A 15,429-nucleotide genomic window follows, 5' to 3' on the forward strand; every position below is an offset into this window, starting at 1 on the left:
CCGTGCACATCGTCTTCTTCGCCGATCAGCATCTGGAGTCGCTCGGCGGCGCCCAGGTCTCGATGCGGCTGCAGAAGCGATACCTCGAACGCGCCGGGCACACCGTCTCGGTCGTCGCCCCGCGCATGCACGGCCCGCGGGCGGCGGCACTGGCCGGTCGTATGTCCGATCCGGCATACATCGACACCCCCTCGGTGGCGATCACACCCGACCGCGAGTACTCGTTCACGCTGCCCGGGCGGCGCACCGACCGGTTCGTCGACCGCGCCCTGCGCGATCGGGGACCGGTCGACATCGTGCACGTGCAGGCCGACTTCTGGGGCGCGCTCACCGGTCACCGGTTCGCCGCCCGTCATGCCGTGCCGCTCGTGCACACCATGCACAACCGGGTCGGCGTGGGCCTGGCGGCGACCGTGCCGTTCCCCGCGCTGGCGCTGCGGGTGCTCGGCGGGTGGCAGCGCCGCCTGCTGGGGTCGGCGGCATCCGGCCACGATGCGTGGGCGTACCTGGCGGGACTGGCCGCGCATGCCGACGCGGTCACCGCGCCGTCGGCGCACTTCGCCCGCAGGCTCGAATCACACGGCGTCGTGCCGCGTCGCGGCGGCGGTGTCGACGTGATCTGGAACGGCATCGACGACGGCATCCTCGACGAGGCCCTGACGTTGCGCGCACCCCGCCGGCCCGGGCCGGCACGGTTCATCTGGCTCGGCCGGATGAGTCCCGAAAAGCGCCTGCTCCCGTTCCTGCAGGCGCTGTGCGACAGCGGCCTGCGCGCCGACGTGCAGGTGCTCGGCGGCGGGGGGCAGCGGGCCGTGGCCGAGCGGTACATCGAGCGGCGCGCACCCGAGGCATCCGTCGTCTTCGGAGGACGCATGACGTACGCGGCCACGCTGCGGCGCATCGCCGAGGCCGATGCCGTGGTGCAGACCTCGATCGGCTTCGAGACACAGGGCATGACGGTGTTCGAGGGCGCCTCGCTGGGCACCCCGTCGATCATCAGCGACCCCGACATCGGCGCCGAACTCGAGTCGGGTTTCTGGCAGGTGCCGGATGCCTCGACCCGCGCGCTCGCCGACACCCTGGCGCGCGCCGCCTCGGACATCGTCGCCGGCACCGCACCCGAGCCGAATCCGTCGGTCGCCGAGCGGTTCCGCCAGTCGTCGCGCACCGCGGCGATGCTCGCCGTGTACGACCGCGTGCGCCGCTGACGGCGGGCCCTGCGCGCGGCGCCCCGTCGTCTGGCCCTGCCCTTTTCACCTCGAGAATCGCGATTCCGGTCGAGAATCAGTGCATCGCGGCGATTCTCGGCCGGGATGCTGATTCTCGCGCGGCCGCGGACGCCGCGCCCCGCCCGGCCTCGCGCGACCGTGGACGTGCGGCCCGCCCGGCCGCCCGCACGGGGCATTGCCGAGGCATCCATCACCTGGTAAACTTGAGCCATCGAGACTCAAGTTTGAACGAACGTGAGTCCCCGCAGGTTTTCAAGGAGACACATGAACGCACAACCACAGCCCGGGCAGGAGGAGCAGCAAAGCCCCCTCGAACAGTTCGGGATCAACCTCACCGACCGCGCCCGTCAGGGCAAGCTCGACCCGGTCATCGGGCGCGACGCCGAGATCCGCCGGGTCAGCCAGGTGCTCACCCGGCGCACCAAGAACAACCCCGTCCTCATCGGCGAACCCGGCGTCGGCAAGACCGCCGTGGTCGAGGGCCTCGCCCAGCGCATCGTCGCGGGCGACGTCGCCGAGTCGCTCAAAGACAAAGAGCTCATCGCCCTCGACATCTCGGCGCTGGTGGCCGGCGCGATGTACCGCGGCCAGTTCGAAGAGCGCCTGAAGAGCGTGCTCAAGGAGATCACCGAGTCCGAGGGCCGCATCATCACGTTCATCGACGAGTTGCACGTGCTGATGGGTGCCGGCGGCGGCGAGGGGTCGGTGGCGGCGTCCAACATGCTCAAACCGATGCTGGCCCGCGGCGAGCTGCGCCTGATCGGTGCGACGACGCTCGACGAGTACCGCGAGTTCATCGAGAAGGATGCCGCGTTGGAGCGCCGCTTCCAGCAGGTGTACGTCGGCGAACCCAGCGTCGAAGACACGATCGCGATCCTGCGCGGGCTCAAGGAGCGCTACGAGGCCCACCACAAGGTGGCGATCTCTGACAACGCACTGGTGGCCGCGGCATCCCTCTCGCACCGGTACATCCCGGCGCGGCAGCTGCCCGACAAGGCCATCGACCTGATCGACGAGGCCGCGTCGCGGCTGCGCATGGAGATCGACTCGGCGCCGCTGGAGATCGACGAGCTGCGCCGCCACGTCGACCGGCTGAAGCTCGAAGAGCTGGCGCTGAAGAAGGAGAAGGACGAGGCATCCAAGGAGCGCCTGGCCGCGCTGCGCGGCGACCTGCACGCCGAGCAGGAGCGGCTGCGCGACCTGCAGGCGCGCTGGGAGCGTGAGCGGGCCACCCTGAACAGGGTCGGTGACCTGAAGACCAAGCTCGACGCCGCGCGTGTCGAGGCCGAGCGCGCCCAGCGTGAGGGCAACCTCGAGAAGGCGTCCCGGTTGCTGTACGGCGAGATCCCGGGCCTGGAGCGCGAGTTGATGGCGGCCGAGCAGGCCGAGGACTCCGAGGACCGCATGGTCGGTGACCAGGTGACCGAGGAAGACATCGCCAACGTCATCGCCGCGTGGACCGGCATCCCGGTCGGGCGGCTGATGCAGGGCGAGACCGAGAAGCTGCTGCACCTGGAGGGTGAGCTGGGCAAGCGCCTGGTCGGCCAGAAGCAGGCGGTGAAGGCCGTGGCCGATGCCGTGCGCCGCTCGCGCGCGGGCATCAGCGACCCGAACCGCCCCACCGGGTCGTTCCTGTTCCTCGGGCCGACCGGTGTCGGCAAGACCGAGCTGGCGAAGGCCCTGGCGGAGTTCCTCTTCGACGACGAGCACGCCATGGTGCGCATCGACATGTCCGAGTACGGCGAGAAGCACTCGGTGGCGCGACTGGTCGGTGCCCCTCCGGGGTACATCGGCTACGAGCAGGGCGGCCAGCTGACCGAGGCGGTGCGCCGCCGGCCCTACTCGGTGGTGCTGCTGGACGAGGTCGAGAAGGCGCACCCCGAGGTGTTCGACGTGCTGCTGCAGGTGCTCGACGACGGGCGGCTGACCGACGGCCAGGGGCGCACGGTCGACTTCACGAACGTCATCCTGATCCTCACCTCGAACCTCGGCTCGCCGATCCTGATCGACCCGACGCTCGGCGCCGAGACCAAGCGCGAGCAGGTCATGGCGCTGGTGCGGCAGGCATTCAAGCCCGAGTTCATCAACCGGCTCGACGACATCGTGATGTTCCAGGCGCTGAGCGAGGACGACCTGGCGCAGATCGTCGAGCTGGCCGTCGACCAGCTGCAGCGGCGTCTGCACGAGCGCCGGCTCACGCTGGCCGTGACCCCGGATGCCCGAGCCTGGCTCGCGGCGCGGGGCTACGACCCGGTGTTCGGTGCGCGGCCGCTGCGCCGACTCATCCAGAGCGAGATCCAGGACCGCCTCGCCATGGCGATCCTGGGCGGGCGCGTGCACGACGGCGACGTGGTGCGGGTGGATGTCGCCGCCGACGGCTCGGAACTGGTGCTCACCAGCGACGGCCCGGCCGCGCCGCCGGCAGGCGACGACGTGATCGAGGCCGAGCTGATCGACTGACCCACTGTGCCCACACGGGCCCGGCGGCCGAGGGATGCCTCGGGGCCGGACCCCGCCGCCGGGCGTAGCGTGAGGGCATGGACAGACTCGAATCGGCAGGCTCCGCGTACCCGGCACCCGAGCTCGACGTAGACCGCTGGTTCGGCGGCGAGCCGACCTCGCTCGCGCAGCTGCGCGGCCGGGTCGTGATGATCGAGGCGTTCCAGATGCTGTGCCCAGGATGCCTCAGCTACGGCCTGCCGCAGGCGCAGCGCGTGCACCGCCAGTTCCCCGAGGTCGCCGTCATCGGGCTGCACACCGTGTTCGAGCACCACGGGGTGACCGGGCCCGACGCGCTCGCCGTCTTCCTCAGCGAGTTCGGCATCCCGTTCCCGGTCGCCGTCGACCGGCACGACGGCCAGCGGATGCCGGTCACGATGCGCGCCTACGACCTGCAGGGCACACCGTCCACCGTGTTGATCGACAAGGCAGGCAACCTGCGTCTGACCCACCTGGGTGCGCTGGCCGAACTCTCGCTCGGCGCCATGCTCGGAGAGTTGCTCGCCGAGCCCGCCGTACAGTGAAGGCATGACCATCGCGACGGCCGACCTCTACGACGAGCGCGGCGACGACCTCGACTCGGTGTCCGTGCAGTTCCACGACCTCGGCGGGCGCGTCGGGTTCGACGGGCCGATCCGCACCGTCCGCTGCCACCGCGACAACGCCCTGGTCAAGGCCACCCTGGCGAGCCCTGGTGACGGCGCCGTGCTCGTGGTCGACGGCGGGGGATCGCTGCAGTCGGCCCTCGTCGGCGACCTGATCGCAGCATCCGCCGTCGCCCACGGATGGGCGGGGCTCATCGTGCACGGCGCCATCCGCGACCGCGTCGCGCTCGCCGAGGTGCCTATCGGCATCAAGGCACTCGGCTCGAACCCGCGCAAGAGCACCAAGACCGGTGCCGGCGAGGTGGATGTGCCGGTGACCATCGGCGGGGTGGTGTTCACGCCCGGATGCCACGTGTGGGCCGACGCCGACGGCATCCTCGTCGAGCGCCCCGGCACCTGAGGCCCCCGCCGGGCCCGAGCGCACGGCGCCTGCCGCCGGCCGCAGGAGAATCGGCCGAGTGCAGGAGAAATCGCCGCGAAAACTCCTGCTCTGGCCGGATTCTCCTGTTCTGGCCGCGGAGCGGCCCACAACGCCGCCGACTCAGGACGAGGTCGGCCACCCCTTCGGGCCGGGTGACCCTGCCGGGTACTCCTCCATCGGCACATCGCCGCGCTCCCACGCGTCGCGCACCGGCTGGATGATCCGCCAGCACTCCTCGGCCGCGTCGCCGCGCACCGACAGCGCCACATCGCCGTCGAGCAGTTCGCTCAGCACCTCGGTGTACGCCTTCAGCCGGCCCTCGCCGAGGTCGGTGGTCAGGTACTCGCGGTGCAGCGCGAACGGGTCGTCGCCGCCGTTCACGTTCAACTCCAGCGACATCTGGTCCGGGCCCAGCGAGAACCGCAGCACACCGCCGTCCGCCGGGGCACCGGTCAACCCCACCGGCATGTGTCGCACCGGGCGGAACCGCACCACGATCTCGGCCGTCTTCTGCCCGAGTGCCTTGCCGCTGCGCAGCGTGAACGGCACGCCCGCCCACCGCGACGAGCGCACCTCGCACACGATCTCGGCCAGCGTCTCGGTCTCGCGCTCGGGGTCGACCCCTTCTTCGTCCACGTACGACGGCAGCTCGCGATCGCCGATCCGACCGGCGGTGTACCGGGCCCGGCGCGAGAACCGCACCGGGTTGTCGTCCCAGATGTGGGTGGCGCGCAGCGCAGCGCTTTTCGCGTCGCGCAGGTCCTTCTCGTCCAGCGATGCGGGAGCCTCCATCGCCAGCACCGCCAGCACCTGCAGCAGGTGGCTCTGCAGCATGTCGACCATCGCTCCGGCCTTGTCGTAGTACCGGGCCCGGCCCTCCAGGGCCAGCGACTCGTCATAGCGGATCAGCACCGACTCCACGTGGTCGGCCGACCACACCGGCTCGACCACCCGGTTCGCGAACCGCACGCCCAGCACGTTCAGCAGCGTCGACCGGCCCAAGAAGTGGTCGACCCGGAACACCTGCTCTTCGGGCACGAGCATCCGCAGCGTGCGGTTCAGTTCCCTGGCGCTGTGCTCGTCGGAGCCGAACGGCTTCTCCAGCGCGAGCACCGTGCCCTCAGGCAGCGGAACGTCCTGCATCACCTCGCAGGCGGTGGCGGCCACCGCCGGGGGCACCGCGAAGTACATCACCAGGCGGCCCTGGGCGTCGGCGACCAGCGTCTTCAGGTCGGCCGTCTTCGTGATGTCGGCCTGAGTGTAGGTGGTGCCGGCGACCTTCTCGACCTGGTCGTCGGCGCCCACCGAGGCGAAGGCCTCCCGCACCGTGTCGCGCCACTTGCGGGTGGTCCAGGCATCCGACCCCGCACCGTGCAGCACCACCTCGCGCTCGGGCTCGCGTTGCAACAGCTGACCGAGCGAGGGCAGCAGCAGTCGCGAGGTGAGGTCGCCCGAGGCGCCGAGGATGAGGAACGTGGTCGGCTTCGACATACCGTCACGATAATCCGCCGCGCCGCGCACCGCCTGCGCCCGCGCGGTGCCAGACTCGAGACGATGCCGGTACCCATCGAGGATTACGCTCTGCTCAGCAACTGTCGCACCGCCGCGCTGGTCTCGCGCGACGGCAGCATCGACTGGCTGTGTCTGCCACGACTCGACTCCGCGTCGGTGTTCGGCGCGCTGCTGGGCGATGAGCGGCATGGATGCTGGGGCCTGCGCCCCGCCGATCCGGATGCGCGGGCCACCCGACGCTACGACGGTGACACGTTCGTGCTGATCACGCGGTGGCAGACCGCCGACGGCGTCGCCGAGGTGCACGATGTCATGCCCGTCGATCCGCGCCGGCACGTGAACGCCGACCGCATCGACGTGGTGCGTCGGGTGATCGGGGTGCACGGGCTGGTCGAGTTCGACCAGACCCTGCGCATGCGCTTCGACTACGCCCGTGCCATGCCGTGGGTGCGTCAGACCGGCACGCCCGACGAGCCCGAACTGGTGGCGATGGCCGGCCCCGACGCGGTGACCGTGCGTGGGGGTCTGCTGCGCGCGGCCGACCACGTGCACCGCGGCAAGGTCGCTGTCGAGGCCGGGCAGAGTGTCGACCTCGCCCTCACCTGGTTTCCGTCGCACCTGGACGTGCCCGACCGGCTCGACGTCGACGCCGCGTTCGAGCAGACCCGCCGGTGGTGGCAGCGCTGGGCCGACCGCATCTCGCACGACGGTGCGCACCGTGACGAGGTGGTGCGGTCGCTGCTGATCCTGCGGGCGCTGACCGACCACGAGACCGGCGGGATCGCGGCGGCCGCCACCACCTCGCTGCCCGAGGATTTCGGCGGGGTGCGCAACTGGGACTACCGCTACGTGTGGTTGCGCGATGCCGCGCTGACGCTCGAGGCCCTGCTCGACCATGGGTTCGTCGCCCTCGCCGGGCACTGGCGCGAGTGGCTGCTGCGCGCGGTGGCCGGTGACCCGGCCGATCTGCAGATCATGTACGGACTGGCCGGCGAACGCGACCTGCCCGAGCGCGAGCTGACCAGCCTGCCCGGCTACCAGGGTTCGGCGCCGGTGCGCATCGGCAACGGCGCCGCCCTGCAGTACCAGGCCGACGTGTTCGGTGAGGTGCTGGTCACGCTGTGCGCGGCCCGCGAGGCCGGGCTCGACGAGTCGGACTACTCGTGGTCGCTGCAGCGGGGCCTGGTCGACGCGGCCGCGCAGCAGCTCGACCGGCCCGACAATGGGCTGTGGGAGATCCGCGGCGAGCCGCAGATGTTCACGCACTCGCGCGTGATGATGTGGGCGACCTTCGACCGGGCGGTGCGCGCGGTCGACGTGCACGGGCTCGACGGCCCGGCCCCGCACTGGCGCGAGCTGCGCGACCGGGTGCGTGCCGAGATCGACGAACACGGGGTGCGGGGCGGCCACTTCACCCAGCATTACGGCACCGACGAGGTCGACGCATCCCTGCTGCTGCTCCCGCAGGTCGGGTTCTGCGCCCCCGACGACGAGCGCATGCTCGCGACCGTCGCGGCGATCGAGCGCGACCTGATGCAGGACGGCATGCTGCGCCGCTACCGCACCTCGAGCGGGGTCGACGGCCTGCCCGGGCAGGAGTACCCGTTTCTGGCGTGTTCGTTCTGGCTCGTCGAGCAGTACGCCGCGACCGGCCGCATCGACGAGGCGCGGGTGCTGATGGACCGGCTGTGTGCGTTGGCGAACGAGGTGGGGATGCTGTCGGAAGAGTACGACGTCGCGCATTCGCGTCAGGCCGGCAACACCCCGCAGGCGTTCTCGCACCTGGCGCTCGTGCGCGCCGCCGATGCTCTGGCCCGCGCCCGGCACAAGCCGCGGTGACGGCGAGGCGTCAGGCCTTCAGCGCCTCGGCGAGCTTCACCCGGGCACCCATGCGCAGCAGCGAGTTGCGGTAGATCCTCGCGCCGATCCCGATCGCGGCCACGCACGTGGCGACGAGGATCACGAGCGAGAGAAGCGGCTCCCACCACTGTGCGTCACCGAGGTACAGCCGCAGCGGCATCCCCACCGGCGCCGAGAACGGCACGTATGACATGACCGCCAGCACCACCGGATTGTCGTTGAACAGGATGACGAGGATGTAGGGCGCGAGGATCAGCATCGTCAGCGGCATCGTGGTCGAGCCGATGTCCTCCTGCCGCGACACCATCGCCGCAGCTCCCGCGAACAGCGAAGCCAGCAGCACGAACCCGAACAGGAAGAACACCGCGAACCACACCATCGGTCCGCCGAGCCCGGAAAGCACCGCGCTTTGCCCGCTGACGCTCAGCCCGACGATCGCGATCGCCACCAGGGCGACGATCTGCGCCATCGCCAGGATCGTGTTGCCGAGCACCTTGCCGGCCATCAGGGACCGCACCGGGATCGCCGAGATGAGGATCTCGACCACCCGGGTCTGCTTCTCTTCCACCACGGACTGCGCGATCGTGCCGCCGAACATCGACGCCGACATCAGGAACACCACCCCGAACCCGATCGCCACCAGGTAGCGCAGCAGCGCGTCCTGTGGACTGTGCTCGAGCAGTTCGACGCGCGGTGAGATGCTCAGCTGGGCGACCAGCTCTTGCGGCACGGAGTCTCTCGCGACGATCGCCACGTGCACCGGGCTGGCATCGTCGGGCACGAGGGCCGCGTCGACCGTACCGGCTCGCACCAGCGCGGTCGCGGCATCCGTCGACGCGGCCGTGGTGACCTGCAGGTTCGACATGCCCTGCACGACCGACGCGGTCTCGGCGGTGACCGCGACCGGGGTCTTCGACGGGTTCGCCGCGGCGACGCCGCCCCAGATCACGCCGGCCAGTGCGAACGCGAACAGGATCAGCGTCGAGATGACGAACGCCTTGCTGCGCAGCTTCGAGGCGATCTCGCGTTCGGTGACGAGCCACACGCCCTGGCCGAGGCTGGGTGCGGCGGGGGCGGATGAGGTGGGGGTGCTCACTGGATGACCTCCTTGAAGATCTGCGCGAGAGAGGGATGCTGCGGGGCGAACCGGTGCACGGCGGCGGTGTCGACGGCCCGGCGCAGCACCCGTTGCGCGGTGTCATCGGTGTCGACGTCGAACACCGCCGAGCCGCCGGCGAAGTCGACGACCTCGACGCCGGGTTCGGTGCGCAGCCAGCCCAGATCGCCCGCGGTGCGCAGCTCGTACCGGCTGCCGGCGTGCTCGGCGCGCAGTTGCTCGGCCGAACCGGCGGCGCGGATCGTGCCGGCCGCGATGATGACGAGGTCGTCGCACAGCCGCTCGACGACGTCGAGCTGGTGCGAGCTGAACAGCACCGACACGCCCTGCGCGGCACGCTCGGCCAGCACCCCGGCCACGACGTCGACCGCGAGTGGGTCCAGGCCGCTGAACGGCTCGTCGAGGATCAGCACCTCGGGCTCGTGCACCAGCGCCGCGGCGATCTGCGCGCGCTGCTGGTTGCCCAGTGACAGCGTCTCGACCTTGTCGTTCAGGCGCTCGCCGAGTCCGAGCTGGGTGAGCAGGGCGGCGGCGTTCGCTTCGGCATCCGCCTTCGTGTAGCCGTGCAACCGGGCCAGGTAGGCGATCTGCTCGGCGACCTTCATCTTCGGGTACAGCCCGCGCTCTTCGGGCATGTACCCGAACCGGCGCCGGTCGCCGACGGTGATCGGGGCGCCGTCGAGGCTGACCGTGCCGCCGTCGGCGTCGAGCACACCCAGCGCGATGCGCATGGTGGTGGTCTTGCCGGCCCCGTTGCCGCCGACGAAGCCGGTGAGCCGCCCCGGTGCGACGTCGAAGCCGACCTCGTCGAGCACCCGGCGTCCGCCGTAGCTCTTGGTGATGCCGCGCAGCTGAAGCATCCGTCCTCCTCGTCTCGTACCTGCCACGCTACGGGCGGGCGGATGTCACCGCCTCCCCCGCAGGGCGGGTTTCGCCGCCTCATCCATACGGGGGAGTGGACTCACACCAGCCCGTGCCGGTAGGCGAGCACGATCGCCTGCACACGGTCGCGGGCGCCGAGCTTGCCGAGCACGTTCGAGACGTGCGTCTTGACGGTGGCCTCGCCGATGTACAGGCGCCCGGCGATCTCGGCGTTGCTGAGGGCCTCGGCCATGAGGGCGAGCACCTCGGCCTCGCGGTCGGTGAGCGGCACGGCCGGCAGCTGAGCCGGAGAATGGTCCGACCCGGGAACCGGCCGGGCCGCCGGGGCTTCGCCCGGCACCGCCGGGCCTTCGCCGGGCACCGCCGGGGCTTCGCCGGGCTTGGCCGCCGGTCCTTCGTCGGACGCGGCCACCGGTGGCGCTTTGCCGGGGGTGGCCGTGGACCTGCCGGGCGAAGCCGCCGCGAACCCGCCGGACTCAGGCAATCCGGCTCCGCTGCGGCCCGTGGCATCCCGCGCGAACCGCGCGATCACCCGGCGCGTCACCTCGGGTGCCAGCAGCGCGTCGCCGGCAGCGGCCACCCGCACCGCCCGCACCAGTTCTTCGGGTCCGGCGTTCTTCAGCAGAAAACCCGCGGCTCCCGCCGCCAGGGCGTCGAAGAGGTAGTCGTCGCGGTTGAACGTGGTCACGATCAGCACCGCGGCCGCCACCTCGGGGTCGGTCGCGAGCCGCCGGGTGGCTTCGAGTCCGTCCATGTCGGGCATCTGCACGTCCATGCAGATCACATCAGGGCGCAGCTCGTGCGCGGCGGTCAGCGCCTCGCGCCCCGTGGATGCCTCCCCCACGACGGCGATGTCGTCTTCGGTCTCGAGGATCAGCCGGAACCCCGCCCGCATCATGGCGTGATCGTCGACCAGCAGCACGCGAACCGGCTCAGGCATCGGCGCGACCAGAGGCAGAGGCTCAGGCATCCGTCGTCTCGCGCATCGGCACCGACACCCGCACCAGAAACCCGCCCTGCTCGCGAGGACGTGCCTCGAGCAGCCCGCCCACCGCGGCGGCACGCTCGCGCATGCCGACCAGCCCCAGCCCGCGGCCGGGTCGCAGCACCTGGCGGCCGGTGTTGGTCACCTCGAGCTCGACGCCGCGCGCGCCGTAGCGCAGCCGCACGTCCGCGGTCGCGCCGGGGCCGGCATGCCGGCGTGCGTTGGTCAGAGCCTCCTGCGCGATCCGGTACAGCGAGACCTGCACGGTGTCGGGCGCTGGGCGCGGCTCGCCGATCACGGTGAGGGTCGCGACAAGCCCCGCGTCTGTGGCCTGGGCGACGAGGTCGGCCAGGCCGGCGAGCCCCACGGTGCTGGGGGCGTCGGTGTCCGAGTCCGACCGCAGCGTCTGCAACAGCCGGCGCAGCTCGCCCAGCGCATCGCGGGCGGATGCCTCGACCTGTGCGAGCGTGCGGGCTGCGGCATCCGGATCTTTCGTCATCACTGCGCGTGCTGCGCCCGCCTGCACTCCCATCAGCGAGACGTGGTGGGCGACGACGTCATGCAGCTCGCGCGCGATGCGCAGCCGCTCGAGGGCCACCGCCTGGGCGGCGGTGCGTTCGCGCTCGTGCTCGAGCTCGGCGGTGCGCTCTTCGAGGGTCCGACGTGCCGCAGCCGCGGCCCACGCGCGCTCGCCGAAATAGTAGGCGCCGGCGAAATAGAGGGCGTTGATCAGGATGTTCAGCAGCGCGTAGGCCACGAACGGCGAGAACGCGCCCGCCTGCGAGAGCGTGTCGTCGGTGGGGCTGGTGGCCTGCACGAACGTCGCCGTGAGCAGCCAGACGAACATGCCGATCGTGATGCCGATGCGGATCCACGCGGCACGGCGCCGGTCGGGCGAGATCGCGCCCACCGTGTAGAAGCCGATGAACATCGCGATCGTGCCCACGAACAGTTCGGGCACGTGCCAGGTGCCGGCGGCGAAGAACGCGGCGGCAGTGACCACGGCGACGGTGCCGGGAAAGCGCCGCCGCATCGCGACCGCGGCCGCGAGCACGAGCGCGTAGGCCACGGCAGCCCACATCGGAGCCTGCCGGTCGCCGTACAGGCCGGCCACGGCGCCCAGGCCCGCGCTGATCACGGTGCCGACGCCGATCGCCGCCGCCAGGGCGGCATCCTGTCGCTGCAGCCGGGGATCGAGCGCCATCCCTCCACCGTACGGGTGAGCGGATGCCGGTGCCTCCCCCGTGCGGCGGATCTCGGCGTGCGGTGCGGGTGCCGTCTGTCGGGCGCGGGGGTGCGGGCTGTCACGCGGCGCGGGTGCGGGCTGTCGCGCGGCGCGGGTGCGGGCTGTCGCGCGGCGCGGGTGCGGGCGTGCTCCTGCAGGGCTCCTGCAGGGCTCCTGCCGCGCTCGGGCCGCCCAGTCGCCGCAAAGTGCGAGTATGAGGCCCCCTGACCCGCACATTGCGTCGACTTCTCCGGGTCGCGGGCAGGTCAGCCGACCGCGCGGCCTGCATACATGCATGGGAATAGATCACAGGATGACGTGATTGAGTTGTTCGGGCGCGTGTCGCCCGCCCGGCCACACCGGGCCCGACAAGACAGACAAGGCAGAAGGAATCCCGTGACCTACACGATCGGCTACATCGTCGGCAGCATCTCATCCACCTCGCTGAACCGCCGGCTGGCGACCGCGCTCGCGAAGCTCGCCCCCGCCGACGTCGAGCTGGTCGAGATCGCGATCAAGGACCTGCCGTTCTATTCACCCGATCACGACGCCGACTACCCCCAGGTCGCGCGCGACTTCAAGAAGGCGATCGCCGACGTCGACGGTGTGATCATCGTCACCCCGGAGTACAGCCGGTCGATCCCCGGGGTGCTCAAGAACGCGCTCGACTGGGCTGCACGCCCGTACGGGCAGGGCTCGTTCGACGGCAAGCCCACCGCGGTGATCGGCACCTCGGGTGGCGCGATTTCGACCGCCGCGGCGCAGCAGCACCTCAAGGCGATCCTCAGCCACTACAACGCGCCCACGCTCGGCCAGCCCGAGGGCTACATCCAGGCGACGCCGGGTCTGTTCGGCGAGGACGGCACCGTCTCCAACGAGGGCACCGCGGCATTCCTGCGCGTCTACCTCGACGCGTTCGTGCAGCTGATCGACCGCTACGTCGACGTCACCGCGAAGCGCGAGTCGGCCGCGGCCTGACCCGCCGTGTGATGCAGGGGGCCGGGATGCCGCATCCCGGCCCCCATCGCATGCATTGGGTGTCTCGGGCGCATGCGTGACAGCGCCGCGCGCGGGCTCAACCGAAGATCATCGGCACGTCGTCGTCGGCACCGCCGGCCAGGTCGACGTCGACCACCACGGGCACGTGGTCGCTGGGGGCTTCGCCCTTGCGCTCGTCGCGGTGGATCGCTGCCCCGGTCACGGCGTCGGCGAGGGCACGCGATCCGAGGATGAAGTCGATGCGCATGCCCTCGTTGCGCGGAAAGCGCAGCTGCTTGTAGTCCCAGTAGGTGAAGCCGGTGGGCACCAGCGGGCGCACCACGTCGGTGAGCCCGGCGTCTTCGAGTGCGCGGAACGCGTCCCGTTCGGGCGCAGACACATGCGTCGACACGCCCTCGACGACCGTCGGGTCGCCGTTGTCGGCATCGGTCGGGGCGATGTTGAAGTCGCCGACCAACGCCAGCGGCAACCCGGGCTCGCGGCCCAGTTCGTCACAGACGTGCGCGCGCAGCGCGGCGAGCCAGTCGAGCTTGTACCGGTAGTGCGGGTCGTCCAGGCCACGCCCGTTGGGGACATACAGGCTCCACACCCGCATCCCGTCGATGAGCGCGCCCAGCGCGCGCGCCTCCTGCGGCTGGTCGGGGCCCTCCATGCCCTTCGCGAACCCGGGCATGCCGCCAAACGCGGTCTGCACGTCGTCGACCGGCAGCCGGCTCGCGATCGCGACCCCGTTCCACTGGTTCAGGCCGTGCGCGTGCACCTCATACCCGGCGGCCTCGAACGGTTCGTACGGGAACTGGTCGGGCCGGCACTTGATCTCCTGCATCGCCAGCACGTCGACGTGCTCGCGCACGGCGAACTCCACGGTGCGGGTGACGCGGGCGCGGATCGAGTTGACGTTCCAGGTGGCCAGGCGCATGGCATCCAGCCTATTCGCCGCCTCCGACGTCGCGTGCTGCGGCCGACCCGGCCGCGGTGTCCCCAGATGCCGCCGCACCCAGACTTCGGAGGATCGCGCGATCTTCGGACGATATCGCGGGAATCATCCGAACTTGGCGTGATCCTCCGAACCTTCTACGGGCGGATGCTGCGGGCCGCGGCCGCGCGTGGGTGCGGGCGGATGCCGCGGGTGGATGCGGGCGGATGCCGCGGGTGGGTACGGGCGGATGCCGTGGGGTGGGTAGCGACGGATGCCGCGGGCTGCAGCCGCGGGCGGATGTTGCGACCGGCCCGTCTGCGCACGACCCGTCCGCCATACCCAGACTTCGGAGGATCGCGTGATGTTCGGACGATGTCGCGGGAATCATCCGAACTTGGCGTGATCCTCCGAACTGGGTGCGGGCGGATGCTGCGGGCTACGGCGGGTCAGTCGCTGGAGGCGGTGCCGACCAGGATGCCGCGCGCGAGGGAGTGGAAGTGCCGGTTGAACCCGAGCACCGCGGGGGTCGCCCCGGACGGGAGCTCGAGGTGCGACACGTCCAACGCGTCCACCACGAAGAAGTAGCGGTGCACACCGGTGCCCGCCGGCGGCGCCGCGCCGATGTAGCGCTCGCTTCGCGCCTCGTTCGGCAGCGTCACCGCCCCGGCCGGTAGCGATCCGGCGGCACCGCTCCCGGCACCCGCGGCCAACTCGGTCACGCCCGCATCGATGTCGTAGACCGCCCAGTGCCAGTAGCCCGACCCGGTCGGCGCGTCGGGGTCGAAGCACGACACGGCGAAGCTGCGGGTGCCCTCGGGTGCTCCCGACCAGCTCAGTTGAGGTGAGCGGTCCGCGCCGCCCATACCGGACCCCCAACACTCCTTCGGCAGGGCCTGGCCCTCGGTGAAGTCCGCGCTCGTCAGGGTCATCCGGGGAAAGTCCTTGAGCCGTGCCAGCTCGGCGTACGGGTCATACTCGAACATCGCGTCCTCCTTCATCGCAGTCCTCTCGCCCACGCTACCCGCCGGGCCGGGCCGTCGACAGGCTGGATCGGCCCTTCGTGCCCGCGTGCGGCATGGTTCGCGCGGTTGCGCCTGTCGACGGGCCGGTGGCGCTGAGCGTCGGGGATGGACCGCCGCTCCGGCCGACGGCCAGACCGGACCGCCACTCCGGCCG

General features: G+C 71.2%; 13 protein-coding genes. 6 read left to right on the forward strand and 7 right to left on the reverse strand.

Annotated elements, in window-relative coordinates; all coding sequences use genetic code 11:
- Window positions 1–2 precede the first annotated feature (2 nt).
- From H577_RS0106770 to rraA, 4 genes are all read left to right on the forward strand, one after another.
- A complete protein-coding gene (locus H577_RS0106770) occupies window positions 3–1,208 on the forward strand; it encodes a glycosyltransferase family 4 protein (protein ID WP_029145316.1) in 1,206 nt (401 codons plus the stop codon).
- A 285-nt stretch (window positions 1,209–1,493) separates the two neighbouring features.
- Window positions 1,494–3,689: an ATP-dependent Clp protease ATP-binding subunit gene (locus H577_RS15460; protein ID WP_084515913.1), complete on the forward strand. Its 2,196-nt coding sequence runs from the start codon at window positions 1,494–1,496 to the stop codon at window positions 3,687–3,689.
- A gap of 77 nt (window positions 3,690–3,766) precedes the next feature.
- Entirely contained in the window at window positions 3,767–4,252 is a 486-nt protein-coding gene (locus H577_RS0106780) for a peroxiredoxin family protein (RefSeq protein WP_029145317.1), read from the forward strand.
- Window positions 4,253–4,256: 4 nt separating this feature from the next.
- Window positions 4,257–4,733 carry a ribonuclease E activity regulator RraA gene (gene rraA, locus H577_RS0106785; protein ID WP_029145318.1) on the forward strand — a complete coding sequence of 159 codons (477 nt, stop codon included), beginning with the start codon at window positions 4,257–4,259 and terminating at the stop codon, window positions 4,731–4,733.
- A gap of 141 nt (window positions 4,734–4,874) precedes the next feature.
- Here the strand turns inward: rraA and H577_RS0106790 are convergent, their stop codons facing one another.
- Entirely contained in the window at window positions 4,875–6,245 is a 1,371-nt protein-coding gene (locus H577_RS0106790) for a glucose-6-phosphate dehydrogenase (protein ID WP_029145319.1), read from the reverse strand.
- Window positions 6,246–6,308: 63 nt separating this feature from the next.
- Here H577_RS0106790 and H577_RS0106795 point away from each other — a divergent pair, with 63 nt between their 5' ends.
- Entirely contained in the window at window positions 6,309–8,105 is a 1,797-nt protein-coding gene (locus tag H577_RS0106795; RefSeq protein ID WP_029145320.1) for a glycoside hydrolase family 15 protein, read from the forward strand.
- A gap of 10 nt (window positions 8,106–8,115) precedes the next feature.
- Here H577_RS0106795 and H577_RS0106800 read toward each other — a convergent pair whose 3' ends face one another.
- The 4 genes from H577_RS0106800 to H577_RS0106815 all read right to left on the reverse strand — a co-directional run bounded on the left by H577_RS0106800 (window position 8,116) and on the right by H577_RS0106815 (window position 12,314).
- The gene (locus H577_RS0106800; protein ID WP_029145321.1) at window positions 8,116–9,222 is read right to left on the reverse strand and encodes an ABC transporter permease; all 1,107 of its coding nucleotides are present in this window, start codon (window positions 9,220–9,222) and stop codon (window positions 8,116–8,118) included.
- Window positions 9,219–10,103, reverse strand: a complete 885-nt coding sequence (locus tag H577_RS0106805; protein WP_029145322.1) for an ABC transporter ATP-binding protein — start codon at window positions 10,101–10,103, stop codon at window positions 9,219–9,221. Before H577_RS0106805 ends, H577_RS0106800 begins: the two co-directional genes overlap by 4 nt.
- 101 nt (window positions 10,104–10,204) lie before the next feature.
- On the reverse strand, window positions 10,205–11,065 hold the full coding sequence (locus H577_RS0106810) for a response regulator (RefSeq protein ID WP_029145323.1): 861 nt from the start codon (window positions 11,063–11,065) through the stop codon (window positions 10,205–10,207).
- 22 nt (window positions 11,066–11,087) lie between these two features.
- Entirely contained in the window at window positions 11,088–12,314 is a 1,227-nt protein-coding gene (locus H577_RS0106815; protein ID WP_029145324.1) for a sensor histidine kinase, read from the reverse strand.
- A 417-nt stretch (window positions 12,315–12,731) separates the two neighbouring features.
- Here H577_RS0106815 and H577_RS0106820 point away from each other — a divergent pair, with 417 nt between their 5' ends.
- Entirely contained in the window at window positions 12,732–13,313 is a 582-nt protein-coding gene (locus H577_RS0106820; protein ID WP_029145325.1) for an NADPH-dependent FMN reductase, read from the forward strand.
- A 97-nt stretch (window positions 13,314–13,410) separates the two neighbouring features.
- On the opposite strand, the gene H577_RS0106825 is transcribed toward H577_RS0106820, so the two are convergent.
- Both H577_RS0106825 and H577_RS0106830 read right to left on the reverse strand, forming a co-directional pair.
- A complete protein-coding gene (locus tag H577_RS0106825) occupies window positions 13,411–14,253 on the reverse strand; it encodes an exodeoxyribonuclease III (protein ID WP_029145326.1) in 843 nt (280 codons plus the stop codon).
- Window positions 14,254–14,699: 446 nt separating this feature from the next.
- Complete coding sequence (locus H577_RS0106830; protein ID WP_029145327.1) at window positions 14,700–15,236, reverse strand: YbhB/YbcL family Raf kinase inhibitor-like protein; 537 nt, start codon at window positions 15,234–15,236, stop codon at window positions 14,700–14,702.
- Between the last annotated feature and the right edge of the window lie 193 nt (window positions 15,237–15,429).

Origin of the sequence: Microbacterium luticocti DSM 19459 (assembly GCF_000422405.1) — a bacterium.
In the GTDB taxonomy this organism is placed as follows: domain Bacteria; phylum Actinomycetota; class Actinomycetes; order Actinomycetales; family Microbacteriaceae; genus Microbacterium; species Microbacterium luticocti.

Coding starts and splice junctions, on each gene's coding strand:
- H577_RS0106795 (WP_029145320.1), top strand. CDS start 6,309: ATGCCGGTACCCATCGAGGATTACGCTCTGCTCAGCAACTGTCGCACC.
- H577_RS15460 (WP_084515913.1), top strand. CDS start 1,494: ATGAACGCACAACCACAGCCCGGGCAGGAGGAGCAGCAAAGCCCCCTC.
- H577_RS0106825 (WP_029145326.1), bottom strand. CDS start 14,253: ATGCGCCTGGCCACCTGGAACGTCAACTCGATCCGCGCCCGCGTCACC.
- H577_RS0106790 (WP_029145319.1), bottom strand. CDS start 6,245: ATGTCGAAGCCGACCACGTTCCTCATCCTCGGCGCCTCGGGCGACCTC.
- rraA (WP_029145318.1), top strand. CDS start 4,257: ATGACCATCGCGACGGCCGACCTCTACGACGAGCGCGGCGACGACCTC.
- H577_RS0106830 (WP_029145327.1), bottom strand. CDS start 15,236: ATGTTCGAGTATGACCCGTACGCCGAGCTGGCACGGCTCAAGGACTTT.
- H577_RS0106810 (WP_029145323.1), bottom strand. CDS start 11,065: ATGCCTGAGCCGGTTCGCGTGCTGCTGGTCGACGATCACGCCATGATG.
- H577_RS0106805 (WP_029145322.1), bottom strand. CDS start 10,103: ATGCTTCAGCTGCGCGGCATCACCAAGAGCTACGGCGGACGCCGGGTG.
- H577_RS0106815 (WP_029145324.1), bottom strand. CDS start 12,314: ATGGCGCTCGATCCCCGGCTGCAGCGACAGGATGCCGCCCTGGCGGCG.
- H577_RS0106780 (WP_029145317.1), top strand. CDS start 3,767: ATGGACAGACTCGAATCGGCAGGCTCCGCGTACCCGGCACCCGAGCTC.